Source organism: Mesorhizobium sp. M0833, assembly GCF_040319905.1.
Lineage (GTDB): Bacteria > Pseudomonadota > Alphaproteobacteria > Rhizobiales > Rhizobiaceae > Mesorhizobium.
Genome location: NZ_JAMYOQ010000028.1, coordinates 34,549 through 61,380, shown reverse-complemented (window position 1 = coordinate 61,380; position 26,832 = coordinate 34,549). Strand labels below are relative to the sequence as shown.

At 62.5% G+C, this 26,832-nt stretch carries 28 protein-coding genes; 13 read left to right on the top strand and 15 right to left on the bottom strand.

Going from position 1 to position 26,832, the window contains the following annotated elements; all coding sequences use genetic code 11:
- Positions 1-164: 164 nt before the first annotated feature.
- Genes NKH98_RS25635 through NKH98_RS25620 form a run of 4 tightly spaced genes read left to right on the top strand, consistent with a single transcriptional unit; the run spans position 165 to position 4,836 of the window.
- Positions 165-707 (top strand): hypothetical protein, encoded by a 543-nt coding sequence (locus NKH98_RS25635; protein ID WP_352646599.1) that lies wholly within the window; start codon positions 165-167, stop codon positions 705-707.
- A 22-nt stretch (positions 708-729) separates the two neighbouring features.
- A complete protein-coding gene (locus tag NKH98_RS25630) occupies positions 730-2,619 on the top strand; it encodes an ABC transporter ATP-binding protein (RefSeq protein ID WP_352902750.1) in 1,890 nt (629 codons plus the stop codon).
- Positions 2,616-4,499 (top strand): ABC transporter ATP-binding protein, encoded by a 1,884-nt coding sequence (locus NKH98_RS25625; protein ID WP_352902748.1) that lies wholly within the window; start codon positions 2,616-2,618, stop codon positions 4,497-4,499. The genes NKH98_RS25630 and NKH98_RS25625 overlap by 4 nt, the downstream gene beginning before the upstream one ends.
- A gap of 22 nt (positions 4,500-4,521) precedes the next feature.
- Positions 4,522-4,836, top strand: a complete 315-nt coding sequence (locus NKH98_RS25620; protein ID WP_023679480.1) for a DUF6665 family protein — start codon at positions 4,522-4,524, stop codon at positions 4,834-4,836.
- Between the two features lie 27 nt (positions 4,837-4,863).
- Here the strand turns inward: NKH98_RS25620 and NKH98_RS25615 are convergent, their stop codons facing one another.
- The gene (locus tag NKH98_RS25615) at positions 4,864-5,220 is read right to left on the bottom strand and encodes a cupin domain-containing protein (protein WP_352902745.1); all 357 of its coding nucleotides are present in this window, start codon (positions 5,218-5,220) and stop codon (positions 4,864-4,866) included.
- Positions 5,221-5,500: 280 nt separating this feature from the next.
- On the opposite strand from NKH98_RS25615, the gene petA reads away from it, so the two are divergent.
- From petA to NKH98_RS25595, 4 genes are all read left to right on the top strand, one after another.
- Positions 5,501-6,061 carry a ubiquinol-cytochrome c reductase iron-sulfur subunit gene (gene petA, locus NKH98_RS25610; RefSeq protein WP_352477980.1) on the top strand — a complete coding sequence of 187 codons (561 nt, stop codon included), beginning with the start codon at positions 5,501-5,503 and terminating at the stop codon, positions 6,059-6,061.
- Positions 6,062-6,077: 16 nt separating this feature from the next.
- Positions 6,078-7,379, top strand: coding sequence for a cytochrome b (locus NKH98_RS25605; protein WP_352902744.1), 1,302 nt, complete (start codon positions 6,078-6,080; stop codon positions 7,377-7,379).
- Between the two features lie 89 nt (positions 7,380-7,468).
- Positions 7,469-8,341, top strand: a complete 873-nt coding sequence (locus NKH98_RS25600; protein WP_352477976.1) for a cytochrome c1 — start codon at positions 7,469-7,471, stop codon at positions 8,339-8,341.
- 214 nt (positions 8,342-8,555) lie between these two features.
- Positions 8,556-9,101, top strand: a complete 546-nt coding sequence (locus NKH98_RS25595) for an adenine phosphoribosyltransferase (RefSeq protein WP_254819181.1) — start codon at positions 8,556-8,558, stop codon at positions 9,099-9,101.
- 41 nt (positions 9,102-9,142) lie between these two features.
- Here the strand turns inward: NKH98_RS25595 and NKH98_RS25590 are convergent, their stop codons facing one another.
- The 6 genes from NKH98_RS25590 to NKH98_RS25565 all read right to left on the bottom strand — a co-directional run bounded on the left by NKH98_RS25590 (position 9,143) and on the right by NKH98_RS25565 (position 14,003).
- On the bottom strand, positions 9,143-9,613 hold the full coding sequence (locus NKH98_RS25590; RefSeq protein ID WP_352477975.1) for a MaoC family dehydratase: 471 nt from the start codon (positions 9,611-9,613) through the stop codon (positions 9,143-9,145).
- Entirely contained in the window at positions 9,610-10,071 is a 462-nt protein-coding gene (locus NKH98_RS25585) for a MaoC family dehydratase (RefSeq protein WP_352477973.1), read from the bottom strand. Before NKH98_RS25585 ends, NKH98_RS25590 begins: the two co-directional genes overlap by 4 nt.
- A gap of 132 nt (positions 10,072-10,203) precedes the next feature.
- Positions 10,204-11,178 carry a magnesium/cobalt transporter CorA gene (corA, locus tag NKH98_RS25580; RefSeq protein ID WP_352477971.1) on the bottom strand — a complete coding sequence of 325 codons (975 nt, stop codon included), beginning with the start codon at positions 11,176-11,178 and terminating at the stop codon, positions 10,204-10,206.
- 218 nt (positions 11,179-11,396) lie between these two features.
- Complete coding sequence (ychF, locus tag NKH98_RS25575; RefSeq protein ID WP_352806516.1) at positions 11,397-12,500, bottom strand: redox-regulated ATPase YchF; 1,104 nt, start codon at positions 12,498-12,500, stop codon at positions 11,397-11,399.
- Between the two features lie 109 nt (positions 12,501-12,609).
- A complete protein-coding gene (pth, locus tag NKH98_RS25570) occupies positions 12,610-13,335 on the bottom strand; it encodes an aminoacyl-tRNA hydrolase (protein WP_352646587.1) in 726 nt (241 codons plus the stop codon).
- Between the two features lie 23 nt (positions 13,336-13,358).
- Positions 13,359-14,003, bottom strand: a complete 645-nt coding sequence (locus NKH98_RS25565) for a 50S ribosomal protein L25/general stress protein Ctc (RefSeq protein ID WP_352646586.1) — start codon at positions 14,001-14,003, stop codon at positions 13,359-13,361.
- 389 nt (positions 14,004-14,392) lie between these two features.
- Here NKH98_RS25565 and NKH98_RS25560 point away from each other — a divergent pair, with 389 nt between their 5' ends.
- Positions 14,393-15,655 (top strand): flavin-containing monooxygenase, encoded by a 1,263-nt coding sequence (locus NKH98_RS25560; RefSeq protein WP_352902742.1) that lies wholly within the window; start codon positions 14,393-14,395, stop codon positions 15,653-15,655.
- Between the two features lie 126 nt (positions 15,656-15,781).
- Here NKH98_RS25560 and NKH98_RS25555 read toward each other — a convergent pair whose 3' ends face one another.
- A complete protein-coding gene (locus NKH98_RS25555; protein ID WP_254819189.1) occupies positions 15,782-17,017 on the bottom strand; it encodes an MFS transporter in 1,236 nt (411 codons plus the stop codon).
- A gap of 131 nt (positions 17,018-17,148) precedes the next feature.
- Here NKH98_RS25555 and NKH98_RS25550 point away from each other — a divergent pair, with 131 nt between their 5' ends.
- The gene (locus tag NKH98_RS25550) at positions 17,149-18,015 is read left to right on the top strand and encodes an AraC family transcriptional regulator (RefSeq protein WP_352477962.1); all 867 of its coding nucleotides are present in this window, start codon (positions 17,149-17,151) and stop codon (positions 18,013-18,015) included.
- A 114-nt stretch (positions 18,016-18,129) separates the two neighbouring features.
- Here the strand turns inward: NKH98_RS25550 and NKH98_RS25545 are convergent, their stop codons facing one another.
- The 6 genes from NKH98_RS25545 to lgt form a co-directional block, all read right to left on the bottom strand.
- Entirely contained in the window at positions 18,130-19,065 is a 936-nt protein-coding gene (locus NKH98_RS25545; protein WP_254819191.1) for a ribose-phosphate pyrophosphokinase, read from the bottom strand.
- 253 nt (positions 19,066-19,318) lie between these two features.
- Entirely contained in the window at positions 19,319-19,939 is a 621-nt protein-coding gene (locus NKH98_RS25540) for a hypothetical protein (RefSeq protein ID WP_352806525.1), read from the bottom strand.
- 54 nt (positions 19,940-19,993) lie between these two features.
- Positions 19,994-21,145, bottom strand: a complete 1,152-nt coding sequence (locus NKH98_RS25535) for a M24 family metallopeptidase (protein WP_023678425.1) — start codon at positions 21,143-21,145, stop codon at positions 19,994-19,996.
- Positions 21,145-21,933, bottom strand: coding sequence for a peptidoglycan editing factor PgeF (pgeF, locus tag NKH98_RS25530; RefSeq protein WP_352806528.1), 789 nt, complete (start codon positions 21,931-21,933; stop codon positions 21,145-21,147). The genes NKH98_RS25535 and pgeF overlap by 1 nt, the downstream gene beginning before the upstream one ends.
- Positions 21,934-22,071: 138 nt before the next feature.
- The gene (locus tag NKH98_RS25525) at positions 22,072-23,160 is read right to left on the bottom strand and encodes a class I SAM-dependent methyltransferase (RefSeq protein ID WP_352902740.1); all 1,089 of its coding nucleotides are present in this window, start codon (positions 23,158-23,160) and stop codon (positions 22,072-22,074) included.
- Complete coding sequence (gene lgt / locus NKH98_RS25520) at positions 23,157-24,008, bottom strand: prolipoprotein diacylglyceryl transferase (protein WP_352806532.1); 852 nt, start codon at positions 24,006-24,008, stop codon at positions 23,157-23,159. The genes NKH98_RS25525 and lgt overlap by 4 nt, the downstream gene beginning before the upstream one ends.
- A gap of 131 nt (positions 24,009-24,139) precedes the next feature.
- On the opposite strand from lgt, the gene NKH98_RS25515 reads away from it, so the two are divergent.
- The 3 genes from NKH98_RS25515 to NKH98_RS25505 all read left to right on the top strand — a co-directional run bounded on the left by NKH98_RS25515 (position 24,140) and on the right by NKH98_RS25505 (position 25,640).
- Complete coding sequence (locus tag NKH98_RS25515) at positions 24,140-24,442, top strand: accessory factor UbiK family protein (RefSeq protein WP_352902735.1); 303 nt, start codon at positions 24,140-24,142, stop codon at positions 24,440-24,442.
- Between the two features lie 331 nt (positions 24,443-24,773).
- Positions 24,774-25,274, top strand: a complete 501-nt coding sequence (locus NKH98_RS25510; RefSeq protein ID WP_023678420.1) for a type III secretion system chaperone family protein — start codon at positions 24,774-24,776, stop codon at positions 25,272-25,274.
- Positions 25,275-25,280: 6 nt separating this feature from the next.
- Positions 25,281-25,640, top strand: coding sequence for a tRNA-binding protein (locus NKH98_RS25505; RefSeq protein ID WP_352477950.1), 360 nt, complete (start codon positions 25,281-25,283; stop codon positions 25,638-25,640).
- 12 nt (positions 25,641-25,652) lie between these two features.
- Here the strand turns inward: NKH98_RS25505 and NKH98_RS25500 are convergent, their stop codons facing one another.
- A complete protein-coding gene (locus NKH98_RS25500; RefSeq protein WP_352902733.1) occupies positions 25,653-26,675 on the bottom strand; it encodes a glycosyltransferase family 4 protein in 1,023 nt (340 codons plus the stop codon).
- Positions 26,676-26,832 lie beyond the last annotated feature (157 nt).

Below are 26,832 nucleotides of genomic sequence, written 5' to 3'. Positions count from 1 at the left end.
AACCGATGGAGGGGTAATTCATGATGGCCATGCACATCCACCACCTCTCTCGTGGGCTTACCAGCCCGACGGCGGTTTCGGTACGACGATTCTCCTGACCTTCTAGACTTCTAATCGCACCGATTCCCGCCGAAACCTTTTTCGGCCGTTGAAGGAATCCTGCGATGTTTTTCAAGCTGTGGAAGGGGCTGAACGCCCCGCCTGAACACAATTCGAGCGATGTCACCTTTGCCGCACCGCGCATGCCCGCGGCCTGGGTTGGCTCACCCTTCTATCTGCATCGTCAAGTGGAGGACGGACCGATGTTCGATCCCTGTAGAATACCCGGCTCAAGAAGCCTGCACGAGCGCAAGACTGCGACCTGGGCACTTTTGATCGGCGAGACCCACTCGTCGGCGGTTCACGCCGAGACCCGCCGGCGTCCGCATCGCGGCATGCTGCCGGACGTCGATTTCTCGCGCGCCGTTCCGGACCATAGCCGGCCGTCGCTGGTGCGGCGGATCATCAGGCTGATCCGGCCTGGTGCAAAAACCGGCGCGAAAATCCGGATTGTCAAAACGTCGTCAGCATCGTCAAGCGAGACTGTCGGCGAAAGGCCCGCGACAACCTATATAGCGCGAAGCCGGGCCGGCGAGGCGGACGATACCGTATCGCCGGTCCTTGACGCCATGCGGTCTAGGCACCTCGTCCGTTCGCGTGCCGCGTGAGCGGGAAATTGTGAGCATCAAAATGTTTAGCTGGTTTGAAAAAAGGCTCGATCCGTTCCCTGCCAAGGAGCCGGTCGAGCCGCCGCGGACACTGATCGCCTTCTGCGTGCATTACACGCGCGGCGCATGGCCCTACATCGCTCTCGATGCGGTACTGGTGACGGCCATCGCCCTTGCCGAGGTGTGGATGTTCGGCTTCATGGGCCGGATCGTCGACTGGCTGTCCGGACAGAATCGCGAGACGTTCCTGCAGACCGAAGGCTTGAAGCTGGCCGGCATGGCCTTCATCGTGGTTTTCGCGCTGCCGGCAACGGTCTGGTTCCATTCGCTGCTCAACCAGCAGACGCTGATGGGTAATTATCCGATGCGTATCCGCTGGCAGGTGCATCGTTACCTGCTCAAGCAGTCGATGAGCTTCTATCAGGACGAGTTTGCCGGGCGCATCGCGACCAAGCTGATGCAGACAGCGCTCGCCGTGCGCGAGTGCGTGATCAAGCTCATCGATGTGCTCAATTATATCGTCGTCTATTTTCTCGGCATGCTGTTCATTGTCGGCTCGGCAGACTGGCGGCTGGCTGCGCCGCTTGCCGTCTGGCTTGCCGGCTATGTCCTGCTGTTGCGCTATTTCATCCCGCGACTGGGCAAGGTCGGCGAGGAGCAGGCCAATGCGCGCTCGACCATGACTGGCCGTGTCGTCGACAGCTACTCCAATATTCAGACGGTCAAGCTGTTCTCGCATGCGCGCCGCGAGGCATCCTTCGCCAAGGACGGTATGGCCGGCTTTCTCGACACCGTTTACCGATCGATGCGGTTGGTGACGCAACTCTACGGCCTGCTCTATGTCCTGAATTCGCTGCTGTTGTTTTCGGTCGCCTCGATCTCGCTGTGGCTGTGGCTCGGCCAAGCCGTGACGATCGGCGCTGTCGCCCTGGTCATCGGCCTCGTGCTGCGGCTCTGGGGCATGTCGCAATGGATCATGTGGGAGATGTCCACGCTGTTCGAGAATATCGGCACGGTGCAGGACGGCATCGCCTCGATCTCGCTGCCGCGCCTCGTCGAGGATCGGCCTGGTGCCAAGGATATTGCCGTGACCAAGGGCGAGATCCGTTTTGAGGACATCCGCTTCCACTACGGCAAGCAGAAGGGTGTGATCGAAAGCTTGTCGCTGACGGTGAAGCCGGGCGAGAAGGTCGGCATCGTCGGTCGATCGGGTGCCGGCAAGTCGACGCTGGTCAATCTTCTGTTGCGCTTCTACGACCTCGAAAGCGGCAAGGTCCTGATCGACGGCCAGGACATTGCGGCAGTGACGCAGGACTCGCTGCGCGCCCAGATCGGCATGGTCACGCAGGACACCTCGCTGCTGCATCGCTCGGTACGCGAGAACATCCTCTATGGCCGGCCGGACGCCAGCAACGAGATGCTGCTCGAGGCGGCGCGGCGCGCCGAGGCGCTGGATTTCATTGCCGGCTTGTCGGATTCGAACGGCCGCAAGGGTTTCGACGCGCATGTCGGCGATCGCGGCGTCAAATTGTCCGGCGGCCAGCGGCAACGCATCGCCATAGCCCGTGTCATGCTGAAGGACGCGCCGATCCTCATTCTCGACGAGGCGACCTCCGCCCTTGATTCCGAGGCCGAGGCGGCCATCCAGGAGAATCTCTACAAACTGATGCAAGGCAAGACCGTCATCGCCATTGCGCACCGCCTGTCGACGATCGCGGCCATGGACCGGCTCGTGGTCATGGACAAGGGCCGAGTCATCGAGGAAGGTTCGCATGAGGAACTCGTTGCCAAAGGCGGGCTCTACGCCCAGCTCTGGCAACGTCAGTCGGGCGGATTCCTGCTCGACGACGGCCCTTCTGCCAACGATGCAGCCGCCAACGATGCAATCGCCAAGGGTGAAGCCGCCGAATGATGACTGTCATCTACCGCTGGTTCGAGAACTGGGTCTATCCATTCCGGGAGCCCGCGGACCTTCGGCCACCTGCCGGCGTGAGGGGTTTCCTCTGGCATTACGTCGGGCAGGCGAAGATCGCCTTCTTCGCCATGCTGGTGATCGGCGGCATCGCGCCGCTGGTCGAAGCCGGACTGTTCTATTTCGTCGGTCGGCTGGTCGACATCCTCGACCAGCTTCCCGGCGAACGCAGCTGGCACGCGCTGTGGACTGCCGCCGGCCCGGAACTTGTCTTCATGATCGCGGTGGTGCTGGTCATCCGCACCATTGTCGTCGGTCTGTCGGCGCTGGTCGACGAGCAGACGATCACGCCGGGTTTCTATAATCTGGTGCGCTGGCAGGCGCATCGCCATGTCTCGCGCCAATCCTACGCCTTCTTCCAGAACGACTTTGCCGGGCGTATCGCGACCAAGGTCTGGCAGGCGGGACAGGCGACCGGCGATCTGATGGAAAGCTTCATCGAGGTCGTCTGGTTCATGGTCGTCTATACGGTGACGACGCTGGCGCTGGTCGCCGGGCTCGATCTACGGCTGGCGGTGCTGGTGGTGATCTGGATTACCGCCTTCGGCTTGCTGGCCAGGCGCTATTTGCCGGCAATCCGCAAACATGCCGAAGCCACCGCCGAAGCCGGCTCGATGATCACCGGCCGCCTTGTCGATTCCTATTCGAACGTGCAGACGCTGAAACTGTTCTCGGCCGATGGCGACGACCACTACATCAGGAACGGCTTCGACATCTATCTCGACGCGCTGCGCCCGTTCACCCGCCGGCTGACAGGCGTGCGCATGGCGCTGACGATGCTGTCGGGCATCATGATCACGGCGATCGCCTGCTTTGCCGTTTATCTCTGGGTCGAGGGTTCGATCACAGTCGGCGCCGTGGCCTTCACGCTGTCTTTGGTGCTGCGGCTGAACATGCTGCTCGGCCGGCTGATGATGCAGCTCAACGGCATCTTGCGTAACCTCGGCGTGCTGGAGAACTCCAAGGCGCTGATCTCACAGCCGCTCGGCCTGACCGATGCGCCGGACGCGAAAGAGCTTGTCGTCGGCGGCGGGCGCATCGATGTCAGCAATGTCGAGTTCCACTACGGCAAGGGGTCCGGCGTGCTCAACGGCATCGACCTCGTCGTGCGGCCGGGCGAAAAGGTCGGCCTGGTCGGCCCGTCCGGCGCCGGCAAGACAACCTTGGTCAATCTGATCCTGCGCCTCTACGACCTCGAGAGCGGCAAGATCACCATTGACGGGCAGGACGTCTCCACGGTCACGCAGAATTCGCTGCGCGCCAATATCGGCGTCGTCAGCCAGGATACGGCACTTTTCCACCGCTCGCTGCGCGACAACATCAAGCTCGGCATGCCGGAAGCGACCGACGCCGAGGTGGTCGCGGCAGCGAAGAAGGCCGAGGCGCACGAGTTCATCCTCGGTCTGCGCGACAATCGCGATCGTATCGGCTACGAGGCCTATGTCGGCGAGCGCGGCGTCAAGCTCTCCGGCGGCCAGCGCCAGCGCGTGGCGATCGCCCGCGTCTTCCTCAAGGATGCACCGATCCTGGTGCTCGACGAAGCGACCTCGGCGCTCGATTCCGACATCGAGGCGGCGATCCAGGAAAATCTGGCAAGGCTGATGGAAGGCAAGACGGTCATCGCCATCGCGCATCGGCTGTCGACCATTGCGGCACTCGACCGGCTTGTGGTGCTCGACGAGGGCCGCATCGTCGAGCAAGGCACGCATGACGAGCTGGTCGGGCTCGACGGGCTCTATGCCAGGCTGTGGAAGCGGCAGTCCGGCGGCTTCCTGTTCAACGAGGAGAGCGCGCTGGCCGAGACCCGGCCGGCGGAGTAGTTTCTAAAAACCGGAGTAGACCATGGCGGTGAGAATGCCATCGAATTTCGGACGGTCCGGCGCGCAGGAGAGCGCGTTGGACCTGCTTGGCCATGAAATCCTCGGCGAGAAGGCGGCCGCGCTCGGCCGCGCCGGCCGGCGCGTCGAGGAAACATTGACGAGGCTGCGCGAGAATTGCGACAGTGTCGACCGTGCCCGGCTGCTCAGGGATGCAGCCGAAGCAGTGCACGGGTATTTCATCCAGCGTGAACTCTGCGGCCTGCGCAAGCACGACGCGGTGATCCGGGAATACAACATTCCCAAGGCCGTGCTGGCCAGGCTCGGCGCCAGCGCATGATCCGAACCGGAACTGGTTTGGAAAGTGTTATTCCAGCCACTCGGTGATGAAGCTGCCGTTCTCGCGTATGTCGGTGGTTTCCAGCGGGCCTGGCCCGAGATTGGTGAATTTGTGCGGCGTGTTCGGCGGTACGACCAGGATCTGGCCGGCTGTGGCCTCGATCTGCCGGTCGCCGACGGTGAACAGACCGGTCCCGGTTCGGATGATGAAAATCTCGCAATAGGGATGGCTGTGCGGCCTCGGGCCGCCGCCGGTCTCCGGCAGGTAGTTAAAGATCAGGCAACTATTGGAGCCGTAAGGCCCGCATTGCAACTCGCCTTGCCAGTGGTCGGGCAACTGGTCGGGCGCTTTGGCCCATTTGTCGCGGTCGATGACATGCGCCATGGGGCGAGGATAAACCGGGCGAGCGTCCGCTGTCGAGGTGAACGCAGCCGTTTGGTTTTGCTGCTGTTTTCCAATCGTTCAGCTGGGCAAATTACGCCCCCGCGACAATCTGCCCTTGTGCCTTCGCCCGTCTGGACAAAAACAGGCTTCACGCATAAACCCAAGTCCCAAATGCCGGAGGAATTCGCTAGCCTGTTCGCCATGCGCTGTCGGGCCGGCGCGATTGAGCGGGGAACAAGCTCGGCCGCCGGCACGGAAGAGGCGAAAGGATCAGGCACCCGTGAGCGCAACCGACACCCAGGATCCCAACCGTCGTGATTTTCTCTACGTCGCCACCGGCATGGCCGCGGTGGTCGGCGCGGGCGCCGTTGCTTGGCCGTTCATCGACCAGATGCGTCCGGATGCCTCGACGCTGGCGCTTGCCTCGGTCGAGGTCGACGTCTCGTCGCTGACGCCAGGAATGTCGCTCGTCGTGAAGTGGCGCGGCAAGCCGGTGGTCGTGCGCAACCGCACCGAAAAAGAGATGAAGGACGCCGAGGCGGTCAATCTCGCCGAGCTCAAGGATCCAATCGCCCGCAATGCCAACCTGCCGGCCGACGCGCCGGCGACCGACGCCAATCGAACCACGCCGGGCAAGGAAGCCTGGATGGTGATGGTCCAGGTCTGCACCCATCTCGGCTGCATCCCGCTCGGCCAGGAAGGCGATTTCGGCGGCTGGTTCTGCCCATGCCACGGTTCCGTATACGATACCGCCGGCCGCATCCGGAAGGGGCCGGCGCCGGAGAACATGGCAGTACCGGTGTTCCAATTCGTTTCCGACACCAAGATCCGTATCGGCTGAGGCAGGGGATATTTCCATGAGCGAGGGACACTCGACCTATACGCCCAAGTCCGGCATCGGACGCTGGTTCGATTCGCGCATGCCGCTGCCGCGGCTGGTCTATGACAGCTTCATCGCCTATCCGGTGCCGCGCAACCTGAACTATGCCTGGACCTTCGGCGGCATCCTTGCGCTTATGCTGGCGGCGCAGATCCTGACCGGTATCGTGCTGGCCATGCACTATGCGGCCGACAGCACTCTCGCCTTCGATTCGGTCGAGAAGATCATGCGCGACGTGAATTCGGGCTGGCTGCTGCGCTATCTCCATTCCAACGGCGCGTCATTCTTCTTCGTCGCCGTCTACATCCATATTTTCCGTGGCCTCTACTACGGCTCCTACAAGGCGCCGCGTGAGCTGCTGTGGATCCTCGGCTGCATCATCTACCTGCTGATGATGGCGACCGGGTTCATGGGCTATGTGCTGCCCTGGGGCCAGATGAGCTTCTGGGGCGCCACCGTCATCACCGGCTTCTTCACCGCCATTCCGCTGGTCGGCGACTGGATCCAGCAGCTTCTTCTCGGTGGCTTCGCGGTCGACAATCCGACGCTGAACCGCTTCTTTGCGCTGCACTACCTTTTGCCGTTCATGATTGCCGGCGTCGTCGTGCTGCACATCTGGGCGCTTCACGTCGTCGGCCAGAACAATCCGACCGGCATCGAGGTCAAATCGAAGACCGACACGCTCGCCTTCACGCCTTACGCGACCATAAAGGACGGGTTCGGCATGATCGTATTCCTGTTCGTCTTCGCCTATTTCGTGTTCTACCTGCCGAATTATCTCGGCCATCCCGACAATTACACCGTGGCCAACCCGCTGAAGACGCCGGCCCACATCGTGCCGGAATGGTATTTCCTGCCGTTCTACGCGATCCTGCGCGCCATCACCTTCAATATCGGGCCCATCAACTCCAAGCTCGGGGGCGTGCTCTGCATGTTCGGCGCGATTGTCATGCTGTTCCTGGTGCCGTGGCTCGACACCTCGAAGGTGCGCTCGGCAGTCTACCGGCCCTGGTACAAGCTGTTCTTCTGGCTGTTCGTGGCCGACGCCATCCTGCTCGGCTGGCTGGGCTCGCAGCCGGCCGAGGGCAGCTATGTATTCATGGCGCAGATGGCGACGCTGTTCTATTTCGTCTTCTTCCTGGTAGCGCTGCCGGTGCTCGGGCTGATCGAAAAGCCGCGACGGCTGCCGAATTCGATCACCGAGGCGGTGCTCGAGAAGAACAAGGGCGGCGGCGGACATCCTGCCGGTGCCACGACCGCGCCGGAAACCAAGGGCTGAGCATGATCCCGAAAAGTGGAAACCGGTACTCGGACAAGGTCATGCTCGAGACGATGACAGCGCGTCAGAGAATCTCAAGGGGAATTGGCATGAAAAAGATTCTCTCCTCGCTGGCGTTGCTTGGCCTTGTGGCCGCGGGCATGGGTGCCGCAAGCACTGGAGCCAGCGCCCAGGAAGAGGCGCACAATGAGGCGGCGCCGACGCATTTCCCGATACACGAACCGAAGGAAATGGACTGGAGCTTCGCCGGGCCATTCGGCACCTACGATAAGGCCCAGCTGCAGCGCGGACTGAAGGTCTACAAGGAAGTCTGCTCGGCCTGCCATTCGATGAATTTGGTGGCGTTCCGTACGCTGGAAGGCCTTGGCTATTCGGATGCGCAGATCAAGACGCTGGCGGCCGAATATACGATCCATGACGGCCCGAACGATGCCGGCGACATGTTCGACCGTCCCGGCAAGCCGTCCGACCATTTCCCGGCGCCATTCCCCAATGTCGAAGCGGCAGCGGCGGCAAATGGCGGCGCAGCACCGCCCGACATGTCGCTGCTGGCCAAGGCGCGCGGGGTCGAGCGCGGCTTCCCGCGCTTCGTGTTCGACATCTTTACGCAATATGCGCAGGGCGGCCCCGACTACATCCACTCGCTGCTGACCGGCTACGACCAGCAGCCGCCGGCGGGCATGGTCATACCGGAAGGCACGCACTACAATCCGTACTTCCTGTCCGGCGTGTCGCTGAAGATGCCGAAGCCGCTCTCCGACGGCCAGGTTACCTATGATGACGGCGCGCCGCAGACGGTCGACCAGTACTCGCGCGACGTGTCGGCCTTCCTGATGTGGGCGGCCGAGCCGCACCTCGAGGACCGCAAGAAGACCGGCTTTCGCGTGCTGGTCTTCTTGCTGCTGTTCGGTGCGCTGGTCTACCTGACCAAGCGCAAGGTGTGGGCCGGCGTGGCGCACTGAGCCCTGCGATATACGAGAATGCGAGGGCGTCGAAGGGCGCCCTTTTCATTGCAGGCATGTCAATTGATCGCAGCCGACGCTGAGCAAGGCCCATTGCCGGACAATTTTCCGTCAGGCATCACATGGCGGTAGCCGGACTTGGCGGCACCGGGTTACGATTGGCCCATTCCTTTCACGCCTTCAGCCGAATCTGAATAGCCCGGAGAGCCGCTCGATGAAATCCTCGCTCGAAGAGACGCTGCTTGCCGCGATCCGCACCATTCCGGATTATCCCAAGCCGGGCATCCTGTTTCGCGACATCACCACGCTGCTCGGCAATGCGCGGGCCTTCCGCCGCGCCATCGACGAACTGGTGCATCCGTATGCCGGCCTGAAGATCGACAAGATCGCCGGCATCGAGGCGCGGGGCTTCATCCTCGGCGGCGCCATCGCCCACCAGCTCTCGGCCGGCTTCGTGCCGATCCGTAAGAAAGGCAAGCTGCCTTACGAGACGGTGCGGGTCGCCTACAGCCTGGAATACGGGCTGGACGAGATGGAGATGCACAAGGACGGCGTTTCTCCAGGCGAGAAGGTAATCCTCGTCGATGATTTGATCGCCACCGGCGGCACGGCCGAGGCGGCCGTCAAGCTATTGCGGCAGATCGGCGCCGATATCCTCGCCGCCTGCTTCGTCATCGACCTGCCGGACCTTGGCGGCCGAGAGAGGTTAGAGGCGCTCGGCGTGCCGGTGAGGACGCTGATCGGGTTTGAGGGGCATTGAGCGTTCCTTCCTTCTTTCCTGTGGGAGAGGGGAAACTCCGCTCACTCCACCTTCACCAGCACGGCACTTTCGAATTCGATGACCTTGTCGCCGGTCGAATCGAAGGCCTCTGAGCGGAGCGTCAGCAGCCGCCAGCCCGGTCGCGAGGCGATGGGGCGATGGGCCAGCGCGGTGCGGGTGAAAGTCACGGTTTCCCCTGCATAGACAGGTTTGGGCCATTTGAGGTTCTTGAAGCCGGGCGAGGGACCGAATTCCGGAACCGGCCCGGGGCCGGGCCAGCGGGCGACCTCTGCCTCCATGCCAGCCTGGAGGTTCAATTTCATCCAGGTGGCGGCGGTGTGCCAGCCCGAGGCGCAGAGCCCGCCGAATATACTGTTCCTCGCCGCCTCTTCGTCGATATGGAATATCTGCGGGTCGTATTTGCGGGCGAACGCCTTGATCGCCTCCGGTTCGAATCGATGTGAACCAAGCGTGACGGTGATACCGATGCAGAAGAATTCGTCGAGGCTCACGCACTGCCCTCGCGGGTGAGGAACATGACGGTGTTTTCGAGCTCGAAAACACCTTCGCCGCGCTGGTTGAACAACTCGCTGCGCATGGTCACCAGGCCAAGGCGGGGCTTCGATCTGGACAGTCGCTTGGCAAGGACGGTGGTGCTGCCGCTCAACAGGTCACCGGCCAGGACCGGCCGTTTCCATTTGACCTGGTCGACGCCTGGCGCGCCCTGGGAGGTCGAGTCGAGCAGGAAGGCATCGCACAGCATGCGCATGAACATGGCGCAGGTGTGCCAGCCCGAAGCCGCCAGCCCGCCGAGGATGCTGGCCTTGCCCGCGGCCTCGTCGAGATGCATCGGCTGGGCATCGAACTCGTCGGCGAATTCTATGATTTCAGCGGCGCTTACCAGCTTGGTGCCGAGGTCGAGCGAAGCGCCCTCGACAAAATCCTCATAAGCCCAGGTCTTTGTGGTCATGGTCTGGAAATCCTGTTCAGGATTGTACAATCGCTACGGGTCGGCTCCCGGATGCAGGCAGGGCGGCATTTGGTCAAGCAATTTCTGGTGCGCCAGCCTGCTGTGCCCAAGCCGTAGCGCGCATTGACGACCCTATAGCCAGCCGCGACGGCGGAAATACCAGAAGGGCAGGATTGCCGAAAGCACCATCATGCCGATGGCGAAGGGATAGCCAAAGTGCCATTTGAGCTCAGGGATGATGTCGAAATTCATGCCGTAGATTGAAGCGACAAGCGTCGGCGGCAGGAAGATGACAGCGGCGACGGAGAAGATCTTGATGATGGCGTTCTGCTCGATCGAGATCATGCCGAGCGTCGCGTCGAGCAGGAAGCTGATCTTCTGCGACAGGAAGGTGGCGTGGTCGGCAAGCGACAGCACGTCGCGCGACAAGGTCTTGATGCGGGCGCGGGTATCCTTGCTCATCTTGGTCTGAGTGGAGGCATGGGCGAGAAAGCCGGCAAGGCGCTGCAGCGAGATCAGGCTGTCGCGGACCGAGGAGGCGAGGTCCTCCTTGCGGCCAATGCCTTTCAACAGTTCCTGGAAGTCACGGTTGCGCTTGGAAACCTTGGTCGATCGTGCCTCGAAGATGTCGCGCGAGATCGCCTCGACGTCGCGGCCGGCGCGCTCCAGAATATCGGCGAGGCGGTCGACGATCGCCTCCAGCAGGCCAATCAGGATGGTGTCGCCGCTGGTGCAACCGGTCGCCACCTTCTCGGCGCGCAGCGGAAAGGTCTTGAACGCCTTCGGCTCGTGGTAACGCACGGTGATCAGCCTGCTGCCGGCGAGCACGAAGGTGACCGGCGACATCAAGGGATCATCCAGTTCGGTCTGAGCCGGCAGAATGGCGGTCATGAAGTAGGCGCCGTCCTCGACGTAGAGACGGCTCGAGATCTCGATCTCCTCCATCTCTTCCCGGGTCGGAACGGCAATGCCGAGCCAGGTCTCGATCGTGGTCTCTTCTTCCTTTGTCGGGCTGAGAAGGTCGACCCAGACGACAGCATCGCTGTTTTGCAGGAGATCGTCGACAAGGCGCAGGCGATCATTGTCGACGACGAAGGCCTTGATCATCGCCGGTCTCCCTTGCTGTTGCTAAAGAGGGTTTCGTTCGGAAGGGGCGCGTCACTCTGATCGCACTGACATGGCCACGTGAGGCTCGAGACCAGCGCAGAGGCCCCTTAGACCGGGCGTGACGTGCCGTCAAGCAGCGGCAAGGCGCCGCTGCGATGCCTGTTATGAAGTTGTGACCGAGCAACAGCCATTGTGGAGGCCGGGCGGGTCTCGCCGGGTCAGGTGTTGAACTTGAACAGCATGATGTCGCCGTCCTGGACGACATACTCCTTGCCTTCGTCGCGCGCCCTGCCGGCCTCCTTGGCCGCCACTTCGCCGCCCAGCCTGACGAAATCGTCATAGGCGATGGTCTGGGCGCGGATGAAGCCGCGCTCGAAATCGGTGTGGATGACGCCTGCCGCTTGCGGCGCCTTGGCACCCTTGTGCACGGTCCAGGCGCGCGTCTCCTTGGGGCCGACGGTGAAATAGGTGATGAGCTGCAAAAGCTCGTAGCCGGCGCGGATCACCTTGTTCAGGCCGGGTTCGTCCAGGCCGAGCGTTGCCAGGAATTCCATTTCCTCTTCGTCCGAGAGCTGGGCGACTTCGGCCTCGATCGCCGCTGAAATCACGACGGTGCGGGCACCTTGCGCGGCGGCCATCTTCTCGACCGCCCTGGTATGCGCGTTGCCGGTGGCGGCGTCGGCTTCGGCGACGTTGCAGACGTAAAGCACCGGGTGTGAGGTCAAGAGATTCAGCCCCTGCAGGATGCGCAGATCCTCACCCGAGATGCCGTTGAGCAGGATGCGGGCGGGCTTGCCGGCCTGCAGCAGTTCAAGCGCCGCTTCCATCATCGGAAGTACGGTCGCTGCTTCCTTGTCCTTGCCGGCGGCACGCTTGCGGATCTGCACGATGCGGCGCTCGAGGCTGTCGAGGTCGGCAAGCATCAATTCGGTCTCGACGGTCTCGGCATCGGCGACAGGATCGATGCGGCCCTCCACATGGGTAATGTCGTCATCCTCGAAGCAGCGCAGCACATGGACGATGGCGTCGACCTCACGGATGTTGGCGAGGAATTGGTTGCCAAGCCCTTCGCCTTTCGAGGCGCCACGCACCAGGCCGGCAATGTCGACGAACGAGATGCGGGTCGGGATGATCTCTTTCGACTTGCCGATCGCGGCGATCTTCTGCAGGCGCGGGTCGGGCACCGCCACCTCGCCGGTGTTCGGTTCGATGGTGCAGAACGGATAATTGGCGGCCTGTGCCGCCGCCGTTCTGGTCAACGCATTGAAGAGCGTCGACTTGCCGACATTGGGCAAGCCAACGATGCCGCATTTGAAACCCATTTTTGTCTGGTCCTATCGGGAAATCGAATTTGATCAGGGCTATGGGCGAAAGCGCCGATGATCGTCAAGCCCTGAGCACTTATGCCCGCGGCGCTGACGGCGCCATGGCTCAGTCCTTGCCGCCAAAAAGCTTCTTCAGCATGGCCGCCATCGGGCCGGTTTCGGGCAGCTTGGCCGCCGGCTGCTGCGGCCGCGCCTGGCGGACGTGGCTTTGTGCCTTTGGCGCCTTGGGCGGCCGGCGGTCGTCGTCGCCCGTCGGCGTGAGCTTGTCGCGCAAGGCCAGCGTCACGCGGTTCATGAAGGAATTGTCGTCGCCCTCGGCAAGCAATCCGGCACCGTCGGCGATTGCGTCGAGCAGCACGTCCAGCCATTCGCGGTCGGCCTTGGCGAAATCGCCGAGCACATGGCCATGCACCATTTCCTTGACGCCGGGGTGGCCGACGCCGATGCGCACACGGCGAAAATCCTTGCCGACGTGCTGGTCGAGCGAGCGGATGCCGTTGTGGCCGCCGGAACCGCCACCGACCTTGACGCGCACCTTGCCGGCAGCAAGGTCGATCTCGTCGTAAAAGACAGTCAGCGCCGAAGGGCCGAGCTTATAGAAGCGCAAGGCTTCGCCGACCGACTGGCCGGACAGGTTCATGAAGGTCTGCGGCTTGATCAGGATCACCTTTTCGCCGGCAAGCGTGCCTTCGGCGATCAGACCCTGGAATTTCTTCGACCAGGGCGAAAAGGAATGGCGGCGGGCGATCGCGTCCGCCGCCATGAAGCCGACATTGTGCCGGTTGCTGGCGTATTTCGCGCCCGGATTGCCGAGGCCTGCAAAGACAAGCATCGTCGCCTCCGGGCGGGAAGGGGTTACTTCTCTTCGGCGGCAGGAGCCGCTTCGGGCGCCGCCGCTTCAGTCGTCTCTTCTACCGCCTCCGGCTTCATCGCCGAGGAGCCGGCAATGGTGGCGATGGTGAAGTCGCGGTCGAAGATCACCGGCTTGACGCCGGCCGGCAAGGTGACGGCCGAAATGTGGATCGAATCGCCGATATCGGTGCCGGTGAGATCGATGGTGATGAAATCCGGGATCGCATTGGCCGGGCAATGGAACTCGACCTCGTGGCGCACGATGTTGAGCACGCCGCCGCGCTTGATGCCGGGCGACTTGTCCTCATTGATGAAGTGCACTGGCACATCAACATTGACTTCGGTGTCCTTGCCGATGCGCAGGAAATCGACGTGGACCGGAAAATCCTTGACCGGGTCGAGCTGAAAATCCTTGGGCAGAACCTGGATCTTGTTGCCGTCGACATCGATCGTGGCGACCGTGGTCAGAAACCCGCCGCCATGGATCTTGTAGTAGATGTCCTTATAGGTCAGCGCAATTGCCAGGGGAGGCTGCTTGTCGCCGTAAATCACTGCAGGCACTTTACCGTTGCGGCGAACTGCACGGGCGGACCCCTTACCGACCTGTTCGCGCGCTTCGGCCTTGAGCTCGTAAGTATCGTGGCTCATGGCATTTCCTTTCGCGTTGTTCTGGAGCGTTCGCGGCCAGCGTGGCTGGGCCGTAAACGTCGAAAGCCGCCGGGTGGGGCGGCCTTCCGCCGCGTTGCCTCCAAGGGTGTCTACGCGGGTGGCGGCTCTATAGCGGAAGGCGGCGCGAGGTGCAAGCCAAAGGCAGGTATGAGCAGCATCTCACTGAATTTCGGCTTTGCGCCCTTGGCGGACGTTCAGTTGACAAACTTCCGCACAGGCGCGACTTACACGAGACACGACATCTTAGTCATCGCCACGCCAAGTGTTGTCATGTTCGATTTGTCAAGCCTGAGAGCAAGCCGTACTGGAAAGCGAACCGTTTACTGATTTCACGAAGTACAATGGGGTGACAGTCAGAGGGGAACGCAATGACGAGCGCAACGGACATTCTTGATGCCGTCGTCATCGGTGCCGGCTGGGCGGGGCTAGGTGTCAGTCATGCGCTGATGCAGCGCGGCTTACGTCACAGGGTGCTGGAGCGACATCGCATCGGTGAGACCTGGCGGACCCAGCGTTGGGACTCATTTCGGATAAATACCGCGAACATCCAAACGGTCATGCCCGGGGATAGCTATGTCGGCTCCGATCCCGACGGCGCAATGACAAGCGGCGAGTTTGTCGCGATGTTGGAGGACTATGCCCGCCGTCATGCCCTCCCGGTGGAAACCGGTACGCCGGTGACCGACCTTGTTGCGAGCGACGGCCTGTACCGGCTTACCATTCCGCGCGGTTCCCTGTGTGCGAGAAATGTGGTGATCGCCAGCAGTAACCAGAACTGCCCGGTGCGCCCGTCCTTCTCCGCTTTGTTGCCGCCCGAAGTCCGGCAGATCGACGCATCAGCCTACCGCAACGCATCCGGTCTCGACAGTGGAGCGGTGTTGGTGGTCGGTAGTGCCCAGTCGGGAGGCCAAATCGCCGAGGACTTGGCCCAAGCGGGGCGAACTGTGTTTCTCGCAACGAGCCGAGTCGGCCGGCTGCCCCGAACGTATCGAGGTCGTCACATCAGTGTCTGGCTGGTTCTTAGCGGACTGCTAGACGTGACGCGCAAGGAAATACTTGAACAGGGCCCAATCCCAGGAAGGCCGCTGCAAGGAGCGCTCCATACGATCAGCCTGCAGTCCCTCAGTGCGCAAGGCGTCGTCGTACTGGGTCGGCTCACGGGCGTCGACGACGGCTGCCTCTCGTTCAGCGACGAGGCGGAAGCGCATGTTCGCCATGCGGACGAGGGCTCCGCCAGAGTTCGAAGCCAGATCGACGATTATATCGCGCGCAACCGAATCGATGCCCCCGAGGCTGAGCCGGACCCGGCGGAGACGATTGAAGCGCGTCTGCCCAATCCACCGATCCGATCAATTGATCTCGCGGCGCGGGGGATCACAACGGTGATCTGGTGCACCGGTTTCACTGGGGATTTCGGATGGGTGCGCGTTCCCGATGTGCTCGATCCACACGGCCAACCACTGCACGAGAACGGGTTTGCGAGCGTCCCGGGTGTGTATTTTGCCGGGCTGCCTTTTGCAATCACCCGGCGGTCGGGCACAATATTGGCAATTGCGGAGGAAGCAGCCCTGGTGGCCGACGATATCCAGCGTCGTTTGGTAAGGATCGCCTCCGACCTCCCGATTCAGTGATCCCGACCGCAGACGAATCTCATCCGGTCGGCGGCTCTCTCCTCTCGCGAGATTTGAGCCATTCAAGATGAATGGCCGCGGAGGGTTAAAAGCCGAGGTTCAACCCGACGTGTCACCTGCTCGTGGTCAATGCTCCACCTTCCTGGCTTTCCGCATGTTCGGTAAGAACACCGTCAGTAGCCCGAGCAGCGGCAAATACGAGCAGACCTGGAAGACGAAATCGATGCCCTTCATGTCGGCGACGACGCCAAGCACGGCGGCGGCGATGCCGCCCATGCCGAAGGCGAAGCCGAAGAAGATGCCGGCGATCATGCCGACGCGGCCGGGCACCAGTTCCTGGGCGAAGACGACGATGTTCGAGAAGGCCGAGGACAGGATCAGGCCGATCAGCACGGTGAGAACCATCGTCCACTCGAAATTGGCGTAGGGCAGGGCCAGCGTGAAGGGCAGCACGCCGACGATCGAGAACCAGATCATCGCCTTCTGCCCGTAGCGGTCGCCGAACGGGCCGCCGAGCAGGATGCCCAGGGCCGAGGCGCCGAGGAACAGGAACAGCATGACTTGCGACATCTGCACCGAAACACCGAACTTATGAATGGAATAGAAGGTGTAGTAGCTGGCAAGGCTGGAAATATAGGCGTTCTTGGTCAGTACAAGCAGCGTCAGCACCAGCAGCGCTCCCATCACCTTGCGGCGCGGGAAGGGCGAGACGAAACCTGCCGCCTTGCGGGTGCCCTGTGCGGCACGCAGGCGGCTGTACCAGCCGCCGACCTGCCACAGCACGATGATGCCGATCAGCGAGCCGCCGGCGAACCAGGCGATGCTGGTCTGGCCGAAGGGCACGACGATGAAGGCTGCCAGCAGCGGCCCCATAGCCTGGCCGAAATTGCCGCCGACCTGGAACAGCGACTGCGCAAGACCGAACCGGCCGCCGGAGGCGAAGCGGGCGATGCGCGAGGATTCCGGATGGAAGATCGCCGAGCCGATACCGATCAGCGAGGCGCCGATGAGGAGCAGGAAATAGTGTCCGGCGTAGGCCAGCACGACCAGTCCGATCAACGAGGAGGCCATGCCGTAGGGCAGCGAATAAGGCATCGGCCGCTTGTCGGTGATCATGCCGATCACCGGCTGCAGCAAGGATGCCGTCACCTGGAAAGTGAAAGTCAGGAGGCCGATCTGCCAGAAATCGAGACCGTAATTGTCCTTCAGCAGCGGATAGATCGCCGACAGCAGCGACTGCATGATGTCGTTGATGCAATGGCAGAAGCTCACCGCCAGGATGACGGTGAAGGCCGTCGCCTGAGCTGAGATGTGGCCGGCCGCTGCCGGCTCGCCCTCGGCGGTTGCTGTGGTATCTGTCAAGGCATGCTCCGTGGTCTTTTTTGGCGGGCACTTCCGCACGCGGTCTTATGGGGCTGGCTGCCTTATACGTTGCTTGTCACGCGACTTCTTTCGTGGTTTGGTCCAATAGTTTCGCAAGTGGGCCATAGCTGATGCCGCATGGCAGGGAAATGTTCAAAGCGGGCGACGGTGATCTCGGGTTGTTGCATGAGCGTCGCTGGCAATGGCTGGAGCAGGCCGTTGGGCCGGCAGTGGCGCTGCCGACCGAATATCCGGACGGCTACCATGTGCCACGGCACCATCACAGCCGCAGCCAGTTGCTGCACGCGCTGGTCGGGGTCGTGCTGGTAACGACGCGGCATGGGCGCTGGATGGTGCCTCCCGACCACGCGATGTGGATCCCCGCCGGCACCGAACATTCCGTCGAGATGCTGGGCGACGTCAGCATGCGGTCCGTCTATGTGATGCCGGAGGCCATTCCCGGCCTGCCGGACGGGTTGCGCGTCGTCGGTATCACCGATCTGATGCACAGCCTGATCGTGGAATCGGAAAAGCTGCCACAGGGCGCCGAGTTGGAGGGGCGGGGCGGGCTGATCATGAAGCTCCTGCTGCACGAAATCCCGAACCTGCCGGAACGGCCGCTCGGACTGCCGTTCCCGTCCGACGCAAGACTGGCAGCGCTGTGCCGGCGCTTCGTCTCGGCACCGTCACCGCATGCGACGATCGACCAATGGGCCGCTATCGTTGGCATGAGCCGCCGCTCTTTCACCCGCGCGTTCCACCGCCAGACGGGATTGTCGCTGTCGACCTGGCGTCAGCAGGCCTGTCTGTTCGCGGCGCTGCCACGGCTGGCCGACGGCGAGCCGATCACAAGGGTGGCGCTCGATCTCGGCTATGACAGCGTGCCGGCGTTCATCACCATGTTCAAGCGCATGCTGGGAGCCTCGCCACGCGGTTACATGCGGGGCGCCCGTGATGCTGGCGAAGGTGCGGCGAATAAACGGTCCGGCTCGGCCTGAGTCGCAGCCCTGAAGCGCGTAGCGTTCGACCGGCCTCATGCGACGCGCTTTGGATTCTTGTTTTTATGCAGGTCGTTATCGCAAAACCGCTGCACAGTTTTGCGCGGACATGCATTAATCGAACAGGCTCGACACCGATTCCTCGGTCGCCGTGCGTGAGATTGCCTCGCCCATCAATTCGGCGATAGAGATGACGCGGATATTGGCGGCGTCGAGCACTGCCTGCGTCGGCTGGATGGAATCGGTGATGACCAGTTCCTGCAGTTTCGAGGCGCCGATGCGGGCGATGGCGCCGCCGGACAAAACGCCATGGGTAGTGTAGGCGGTGACACTGGTGGCGCCGTCGGCAAGCAGCGCATCGGCTGCATTGCACAGCGTGCCGCCCGAATCGATGATGTCGTCGATCAACAGGCAATCCTTGCCGCGCACGTCACCGATGACGTTCATGACTTCCGATTCGCCGGGGCGCTCGCGGCGCTTGTCGACGATGGCGAGCTGGGCATCGATGCGCTTGGCGAGGGCGCGGGCGCGGACCACGCCGCCGACATCCGGCGAAACCACCATGACATTGGCAAGCTGCTTGTATTTCGCCTTTACGTCGCGGGCCATGACCGGCACGGAAAACAGATTGTCGGTCGGGATGTCGAAGAAGCCTTGAATCTGGCCGGCATGGAGATCCAGGGTCAGCACCCGGTCAACGCCCGCCCTCGTGATCATGTTGGCGACCAGTTTGGCCGAGATCGGTGTGCGGCCCGAGGCACGGCGATCCTGCCTGGCATAGCCGAAATAAGGAATAACCGCAGTGATGCGCTTGGCCGAAGAGCGCATGAAGGCGTCGATCATGATGAGCAGTTCCATCAGATGATCGTTGGTCGGGAACGAGGTGGACTGCAGGATGAAGACGTCCTCGCCGCGCACATTCTCCTGGATCTCGACGAAGATTTCCTGGTCGGCGAAGCGCCTGACGCTGGCCTTGCCCAGCGGAATGTTGAGGTAGCGGGCGACTGATTCGGCCAGCACCCTGTTGGAATTGCCCGCGAAGAGCTTCATGCACCGTTCCTGGCGAAGGATTGAGAGACTCCGATAGCACTCCAGCCTCTTAGTCGGGCTTTTAGCGGCCCGCGCCGGTATTGCAAGCGTCGTGAATGGGAATCCGCCGGCTAATCTCAATAAACGCTTACGGCTTGACGATGCGGCGATAGGTCCACTTCGATGCCGACGGAATCGGGGATAGCTCTATCTTTCAGTCTGAGCATGGTCTCTTCCGAAACCGGATTCCACTTTTCGGAAATCATGCTCCAGGTCAGCCGGCGCCGCCGCCAAGCCAGGTGGCGAACTGGTCGATTGTCTGGTCGGCAATTGCCTGCATGGTCGCCGGGGCGACCGCCGCCCAGCCTTCGCCGCCGCCGACAGAGGGCGCCTTCTGCTGGCCGTTGATGCGATGCAGCCGGTTGCCGGCCGGGTCATAGATGTCCCAGACGTAGATGACGGTGGTGTCCTTGCCTTCCGTCATGGTCGAGAAATAGCCCTTGAGCACATGCGTTGGGGTCTGGTCGGTGCTGCCGGCCAAGGTGATGCCGCGCTGCCTGGCGCGTGTCTGAAGCTCGGCGGTCAGCGGTGTCGCGGCTTCTACCGAGGCGCCGACGATCGGCGCCACCTGCAGCCGGGTCCGCGCAATGGCAGCCGCGCTTTTGGCGGGCGGCACGGCTGCTGCAGCCGAAGGCTGCGCTGTATCTGCAGTTTGCGCGGTGCCGGCAGGCTGAGCCGGAGTTGCGGGGGGCGTTGCGGCACTTCCGGCTCCGGAGAGCGATTGCGTCGATTGCGGGGCAATGGCCGACGGTTCGAGAACGTCCTTCGCATTGGTGCAGGCCGCCAGCGCCAGCGCCACGAGCAATGACACGGTCGTCACATGCGATCGTCTCATTGGCCTGAAAACTCCTTGGCGACGAACGCCCCTCACACTCTTTGCATTATGGATTCACTGCACGATCAAGTCGAGATCATGGCGGGACAGCGGCTTCGGCTGGGATTCGGTCGTCAGATAGGTGCGGCCAAGCGTCATCGCGGTTTCGGTTTCGGAGTCCATGATGATCATATGGGCGAACAGCGTCATGTTCGGCGCAATTGGTTCGGGATTACCCTGATAGAACATCGGCATATCCATCCAGGACGGGGTGAAGCGGGCGCCGAGCGAATAGCCGCAGGCATTGAGCCGGTGCTTGGTCAAATTGTGGGCTTCGAGGGTGCGGGCATGGGCGTCGAACACGTCGCCGAACGTATTACCGGGCGTCATCGCCTTCTCGACTGCAAGTAGCGCGGCGCGGGCGGCATCGAACAATTCCTGGTGGCGTTTCGATACCTTGCCGGTCAACACCGTACGCATCATTGCCGCATGGTAGTGGTGGAAGACACCGGCCCATTCGAGCGTCAGCTGGTCGTTCTTGGTGAGCTTGCGGCGACCGGCCTTGTAGCGGCAAAGCAGGGCGTCGACGCCGGAGCCGATGATGAACTCGTTGGCCGGATAATCGCCGCCGCCGGCAAAGATCGCACCTTGCATGGCGGCGAGGATCAGCGCCTCATCGCCGCCCTGCTTGATCAGCGGCAGTGCTGCGTCCAGCGCGTCGTCGGCCAGATTTGCGGCTTTTTCCGCCTTGGCGATTTCTGCCGGGCTCTTGAACAGCCGTAGCCGACTGACAATGCCGGAGGCATCCGCGATCTGCCCGAAGGTCTGCAACTGCTCGTCGAGGCGCCGGCCATTATAGGCCGTCAGGCCGTGGGTGTCGTATTCGACGCCGATGCGGGCGCCGAGCAGGTCGAGTTCGTTGAGCAGATTGCGCAGGTCGACCGCCGGATTGGCGCCGTTACGGTCCGTCCACAAAACGATGTTGTCGATGATCGAGGTGTGGCGCGCCTGGCGCAAGTCGGCCGAACGCGTCAGCAGCACCATCGAGCCGTCGGCCTTGACCACCAGGCACTGGAAAAAGCAGAAGCCGAAGGTGTCGTAGCCGGTTAGCCAATACATGCTTTCCTGGGCAAACAGCAGGACGGCGTCGAGCTTCTTTTCGGCGATCTCGATCATCAGTCGATCGCGCCGCGCGTCGAATTCCGAGCGTTCGAAATGCAGCGCCATCAGTCAGCCTCCAAAACGATTGCCGAAACCTGCCGCCCGTAGTCGGGCTCGTTGCGATGGGTGCTGCGCCGATAGGAGTAGAAAAGCTCTTCCTCAGCATAGGTGCAGCGGCCAAGTCCTTCGGCGTTGACGCCAGCCTTGATCAGCCGGTCGACCGTGTAGCGGTTGAGATCGAACATCGCGTGTCCGGCATTTGCTGAGGGCGCGAAATAGCGAGCATTGCCGGCATCGGCGTCGACGAAACGGGCGACGAATTCCGGTCCGACTTCGTAATTCCGTGGGCCGATCGAAGGACCGAGCACTGCGACGATGCGGTCGCGCCGGGCGCCGAGGCTTTCCATTGCCGCGATGGTGTTTTCCAGCACTCCGGTGAAAGCGCCTTTCCAGCCGGCATGGGCGGCGCCGATAATGCGCGCCCCGGCGTCGGCGAAGAGGACCGGTCCGCAGTCGGCGGTCGAGGCACCGACGGCAATGCCCGGCCGGTCGGTGACAATGGCGTCGGCCTTGGGCCGCTCGCCGGCAAAAGGCTCCCTGGCAATGACGACGTCCGGCGAATGAACCTGGTGAGCGGTCAGCAGATGGTTTGCAGGCACGCCCATCCATTCGGCGACCCGGCGGCGATTCTCGCGCACCAGCGTCTGGTCGTCGTTCGAGCCGGTGCCGATGTTGAGGCCCCGGTAGATGCCGCTGGAAATGCCGCCGACTCGCGTGAAGTAGCCGTGGCGGATGCCTTGCGCCGTTTCCAGCAAGGGCGACCGAACGGGATCCGGTTTGGTCTGATTCAGCATGGCGGCTTTGTTGTCCGTATGGGCGATTTCGTCAAGCGAGTTGAAGGGCGCAGTTGAAGGCTGGTCGGTTGAAGGCTGGCGAAGTTGATGTCGGGCGCTAGTCGGAGACGGGAGAGTGAGAGAGGCGGCAGCGAAAAGTCAATCCGTGCTTGGAAACGGCGGAACGGCAATGCCTGCGGGGAGAACGGCAAGCACCTTGAAGAGTTCGCCCATGGCCTGCGGGCCGGCGAGGCGCTCGACGTCGGCCGCGATTTTTTCGCGAGCTGCCTCATCGGCATTGGCGCCGAGCCGGCCAGCCCGTTCGAGGAGCCCCATCTTGAGCAGGAATTCACCTTGCGTGGAGAGGTGGGCATCAAGGCCGTGCGCCCGAACGGTGGCCGCGAGGGCGGCGAAATCGACATGGGCGGTGAGATCGGCCTGCCCCGGATTGGCCAGCACGTCCTCATGACCGTGCTTGCGCAAGGCCTGCAAGGTGTCGCCGATCCCGGGCTGGAGGTGACCGTAGTCGAGAAACAGGCCGGCGCCGCCAAATCCGGCAAGTCGCCCGGCGATTGCCGCCATAAGGGCAGCGCGGGCTGGCGCCACCTCGACGATGGCACCTTGCGGCGCATTCTCGGCACCCTCCGGCAGCAGCATCGGGTCGAGCGAGCCGGCGCCGACGAAAAAGCGCAGCCGGTTCGCATCGTCGAGACCGATCATCCGTTCGCGCCAGCCGGCTCCAGCGCGGACGAACTGCCGGATGGGCACCGCGTCAAACAGCTCGTTACCAACAGTCAGAAGCGGCCCCTGCGGCAGCGTCTCGACGGCCTCATGCCAGGCGATGGTGGCCGACGTCCCGGCAAGCGTCCGTTTCTGGACCTCGGTCAACCGCGGACTGGTCTCGATCAAGGCGAACGATGCGCTGGCGGTAAGCGTCGGATCGAGCCGCGAAAGCGTGCGCAGCATATCTCTCATCAGCGTGCCGCGGCCGGGGCCGATTTCGGCGATGGCAACCGGCGTCGGCCGGCCGATCGCCAGCCATGCCTGGTAGAGCCAGACAGTGACCAGCTCGCCAAACATCTGACTGATCTCCGGCGCGGTGACGAAGTCGCCGGCGGCGCCAAACGGCTCGCGTGTCGTATAATAGCCGTCCTTCGGATCGAACAGGCAGAGCGCCATGTATTCGCTGATGGGGATCGGTCCCACCGCACCGATCAGCTCGGCGATGCGGGTCTTCAGCCGCGTCATGCCGGCTGCGGTTTTGTCACCGGCTTGGCTGTAGCCATCGCCCAGATGCCGGCCAGCACCATCGGCAGTGACAGCACCATTCCCATGGTCAGCCAGCTCGTGCCAAGGAGGTAACCAAGCTGCTGGTCGGGCTCGCGAAAGAATTCGACGAAGATGCGCGAGGCGCCATAGCCGGCGATGAAGGCGCCCCCGACGAAGCGCGGCGTCTTCAGCTTGAGCCTGGAATGGGTGAGGAAGCGCAGGACCAGGAACAGCACCAGGCCTTCGAGCAGCGCCTCATAGATCTGGCTCGGATGACGTGCAAATGGGCCGCCATTGGGGAATTCGAATGCCCATGGCACGTCGGTCGACCGGCCCCATAGTTCGGAATTGATGAAGTTTGCCAGGCGAACGAGGCCAAGCCCTACCGGCACGCCGGCGGCAACCACGTCGAACAGCGACCATGTGCGGATGCCGCGAGACCGGGAAAACAGCGTCATGGCGAGAATGACGCCGAGCAGGCCGCCATGAAACGACATTCCGCCCTGCCAGACGGCGACGATATCAAGCGGATTGGCAATGTAGCGCGGCAGGTCGTAGAACAGCACGTAGCCGGTGCGTCCGCCGAGCACCACACCGATGGCTGCCCAGACGATGAAGTCGTCGAGGTCGACGGGCTTCATCGGCAGGATGCCGTCGGGCCAAAGCTTTGGGTTGGTGACGAGGCGTTTGGCATACCACCAGGCGAACAGAATGCCGACGATATAGCCGACGCCGTACCAATGCACCGCCAGTGGTCCGATCCGGACGATGACCGGGTCGATGTTGGGAAAGGGCAGGGCGGCCAGCGGCAGCAAATATTCGCTCAACAGGGTCTCCAGGTTCCCAATCAGGTTCGGGCGCGGACCATGCGGCAGGCTTTTGGCGCGGTCAAGGCAAGCATATGCTTGCATTCCGAATCGTGCGCCACTACGTCAATTCAACCAAGCGAGGATTTGCCATGGCGACCGGACCGAACCGCATTCTCGATGAATTCGCCAAGCTGATGACCGATGCAGCCGGTGCCGCGCAGGGCGTGCGGCGCGAGGTGGAGACCGCCTTCAGGGGCCAGGCCGAGCGCATACTCAACTCCATGGACGTGGTGCAGCGCGAGGAATTCGACGCCGCTCGCGACATGGCGGCGAAGGCCAGGGAAGAAAACATCCGCCTCGCCGCTCGCATCGAGGCGCTCGAGGCCAGGCTTGCCGAATTGACCGGTCAAGCAGCGCCTGCGGCTGCGGTTAAGCCGCGTGCAAAAAAATAATCAGCAATAAATCGTTAAACTTTTCCACAAAGCCGGATCGCAAAAAGCGCTTTGTCGTGAATCGCTTACCGGTACTGCGTGAATCTTTGTGACAGCGCCTTTCCACATGCGAATGACGCAGTGCGAAAAATTTGGCTGGTCACGCGACTCCCGATCAATAGACTGAATTTGTTGCATGATTCGGAGCAGGGTCGTGCGCCGGGCGGTGGGGTCCGGTCCGGGGTCTTTGCGTTGACGAAGTCCTGGCCGTCCGAGTTCTAGGCAGAATTGTTCGAGTGTGCCTCTCCCGCGGAGCGTGTGGTGGCGCTCCCAGAACGACAGGAAGCATTTCATGGAACTTCTCGAACTCGAATTCTCCCGCGAAATTCATCCGGTGGATGTTATCGAGCAGGTGGCGCACAACAACGACTGGTCCTTCGAACGGGCCGGCGACGACGAGATCTCGATTTCGGTTGCCGGGAGCTGGACCGACTACCACGTTTCATTCTCCTGGATGGAGGACTACGAGGCGCTGCACCTGGCCTGCGCCTTCGACATCAAAGTCCCGGAGGCGCGCGCGCTCGAGGTGATGCGGCTGCTTTCGCTGATCAACGAGCAGATGCTGTTTGGCCATTTCGATCTCTGGGAGCAGGAAGGCGCCATCATGTTCCGCCAGTCGCTGCTGCTGGCCGGTGGGGTCGAACCGTCGAGCCAGCAGGTCGAGGTGCTGCTGTCGTCGGCGCTGGAAGCCTGCGAATGCTATTTCCAGGCGTTCCAGTTCGTCGTCTGGTCGGGGACTTCGGCCAAGGATGCGTTGGCCGGCGTGCTGTTCGAAACCTACGGAAACGCCTGACCGTCGATGAGTTCGAGCAACACGCGAAAACCCGAGATCAGCTTTGCCGATTTCGACCGTATCGACATCCGCGCCGGCACGATCGTAGAGGCCGAGCCTTTTCCCGAGGCGCGCAAGCCGGCGATCAAGTTGAAAATCGATTTTGGTCCCGAGATCGGGGTGAAGAAATCCTCGGCCCAGATCACAAAATACTATACGCCCGAAACCCTGATCGGCCGGCAGGTGTTCGCTGTAGTCAATTTCCCGCCGCGCCAGATCGGGCCATTCATGTCGGAAGTGCTGACGCTCGGCTTTCCCGATGAAGAGGGCGCCGTCGTGCTTGGCGCGATCGAGCGCAAGGTGCCGGACGGAGGCAGGTTGTTCTAGCTGCGCTGTTGCTCACGCAGCCAGTTTACGCGTGGTGCCCAGCGCCTCTTCAACCGTTTCCATGAACATTTCCGCGCAGGCCTTCCAGCTGTAGCGCATCGCGCGTTGCCGCGCCTCGGCGCGGTCGACGTGAAGGGCGGCGAGCGCTGCTTGCCGCAGGTCGTCCGATACCGCGCCGCCGATGCCGTCTCCGACGATGTCGATCGGTCCGGTGACGGGATAGGCTGCGACCGGCGTGCCACTGGCCAGCGCCTCGATGATGACGTTGCCGAATGTGTCGGTGCGGCTGGGGAAGACGAAGGCATCGGCCGAGGCGTAGATCTCGGCCAGCTCGTCATTCGGACGATGGCCGAGGAAATGGGCATCGGGATATCTGGCCTTCAGCTTCGCTAGTTCCGGCCCTTCGCCTACGACCACCTTGCTGCCCGGCAGGTCGAGGTCGAGAAAGGCCGGCAGGTTCTTTTCGATCGCGACGCGGCCGACGCAGAGGAAGATCGGTCCGGGAAATCCCAGGTCCTTTCTTTTATCCGGCCGAAAATGATCGGTGTCGACGCCGCGCGTCCACGGCCGGAGCCTGGTGAAGCCGCGCGCCGCAAGATCGTCGGCAAGCGACTGGGTGGCGACCAGCGTGCCCTGTCCTGAATTATGGAAATCGCGCAGCCAGCGATAGGCCCATGCTTCAGGCACCGGCAGGCGTGCGCTCAGATATTCCGGAAAACGTGTGTGATAGCTGGTCGTGAACGGGCGGCCGGCGTTGCGGCAGTAGCGCCGGGCCATAATGCCGAGCGGTCCTTCGGTGACGATATGAACGTGGTCCACCTTGCGCGCCTCGATCAGCCGCGCCACGCGGTGCGGCGTCGTCAGCGCCAGCCTGATATCGGGATAGGTCGGCAGAGGCAGGGTGCGAAAGATGTTGGGCGTCAGGAAATCCGTCTCGACGTCGAAGGATTTCAGGGTCTCCGAGAGGCGCTCCAGCGTGTGGACGACACCGTTGACTTGCGGGCGCCAGGCGTCGGTGACCATCAGGATGCGCATGGCGGTCCCTTGGCGGCAAGCTTGATTGCCTTGCCGCGATGCCTGAGCGGCGACCACGCCGCAGCTCTGGTGTCGCACCGGCGCACCCGGGCAGGCGCGGGGTCGAAATGAGGCCGCAGGGCCGAATCAATCAGGATCGCGCGCTTCATTGGCGCTC

Bases quoted from the DNA above. Each gene is read 5' to 3' on its own strand.
- NKH98_RS25635 (WP_352646599.1), top strand. From the start codon at position 165: ATGTTTTTCAAGCTGTGGAAGGGGCTGAACGCCCCGCCTGAACACAAT.
- NKH98_RS25630 (WP_352902750.1), top strand. From the start codon at position 730: ATGTTTAGCTGGTTTGAAAAAAGGCTCGATCCGTTCCCTGCCAAGGAG.
- NKH98_RS25625 (WP_352902748.1), top strand. From the start codon at position 2,616: ATGATGACTGTCATCTACCGCTGGTTCGAGAACTGGGTCTATCCATTC.
- NKH98_RS25620 (WP_023679480.1), top strand. From the start codon at position 4,522: ATGGCGGTGAGAATGCCATCGAATTTCGGACGGTCCGGCGCGCAGGAG.
- NKH98_RS25615 (WP_352902745.1), bottom strand. From the start codon at position 5,220: ATGGCGCATGTCATCGACCGCGACAAATGGGCCAAAGCGCCCGACCAG.
- NKH98_RS25605 (WP_352902744.1), top strand. From the start codon at position 6,078: ATGAGCGAGGGACACTCGACCTATACGCCCAAGTCCGGCATCGGACGC.
- NKH98_RS25600 (WP_352477976.1), top strand. From the start codon at position 7,469: ATGAAAAAGATTCTCTCCTCGCTGGCGTTGCTTGGCCTTGTGGCCGCG.
- NKH98_RS25595 (WP_254819181.1), top strand. From the start codon at position 8,556: ATGAAATCCTCGCTCGAAGAGACGCTGCTTGCCGCGATCCGCACCATT.
- NKH98_RS25585 (WP_352477973.1), bottom strand. From the start codon at position 10,071: ATGACCACAAAGACCTGGGCTTATGAGGATTTTGTCGAGGGCGCTTCG.
- corA (WP_352477971.1), bottom strand. From the start codon at position 11,178: ATGATCAAGGCCTTCGTCGTCGACAATGATCGCCTGCGCCTTGTCGAC.
- ychF (WP_352806516.1), bottom strand. From the start codon at position 12,500: ATGGGTTTCAAATGCGGCATCGTTGGCTTGCCCAATGTCGGCAAGTCG.
- pth (WP_352646587.1), bottom strand. From the start codon at position 13,335: ATGCTTGTCTTTGCAGGCCTCGGCAATCCGGGCGCGAAATACGCCAGC.
- NKH98_RS25565 (WP_352646586.1), bottom strand. From the start codon at position 14,003: ATGAGCCACGATACTTACGAGCTCAAGGCCGAAGCGCGCGAACAGGTC.
- NKH98_RS25560 (WP_352902742.1), top strand. From the start codon at position 14,393: ATGACGAGCGCAACGGACATTCTTGATGCCGTCGTCATCGGTGCCGGC.
- NKH98_RS25550 (WP_352477962.1), top strand. From the start codon at position 17,149: ATGCCGCATGGCAGGGAAATGTTCAAAGCGGGCGACGGTGATCTCGGG.
- NKH98_RS25545 (WP_254819191.1), bottom strand. From the start codon at position 19,065: ATGAAGCTCTTCGCGGGCAATTCCAACAGGGTGCTGGCCGAATCAGTC.
- NKH98_RS25540 (WP_352806525.1), bottom strand. From the start codon at position 19,939: ATGAGACGATCGCATGTGACGACCGTGTCATTGCTCGTGGCGCTGGCG.
- NKH98_RS25535 (WP_023678425.1), bottom strand. From the start codon at position 21,145: ATGGCGCTGCATTTCGAACGCTCGGAATTCGACGCGCGGCGCGATCGA.
- pgeF (WP_352806528.1), bottom strand. From the start codon at position 21,933: ATGCTGAATCAGACCAAACCGGATCCCGTTCGGTCGCCCTTGCTGGAA.
- NKH98_RS25525 (WP_352902740.1), bottom strand. From the start codon at position 23,160: ATGACGCGGCTGAAGACCCGCATCGCCGAGCTGATCGGTGCGGTGGGA.
- NKH98_RS25515 (WP_352902735.1), top strand. From the start codon at position 24,140: ATGGCGACCGGACCGAACCGCATTCTCGATGAATTCGCCAAGCTGATG.
- NKH98_RS25510 (WP_023678420.1), top strand. From the start codon at position 24,774: ATGGAACTTCTCGAACTCGAATTCTCCCGCGAAATTCATCCGGTGGAT.
- NKH98_RS25505 (WP_352477950.1), top strand. From the start codon at position 25,281: ATGAGTTCGAGCAACACGCGAAAACCCGAGATCAGCTTTGCCGATTTC.
- NKH98_RS25500 (WP_352902733.1), bottom strand. From the start codon at position 26,675: ATGCGCATCCTGATGGTCACCGACGCCTGGCGCCCGCAAGTCAACGGT.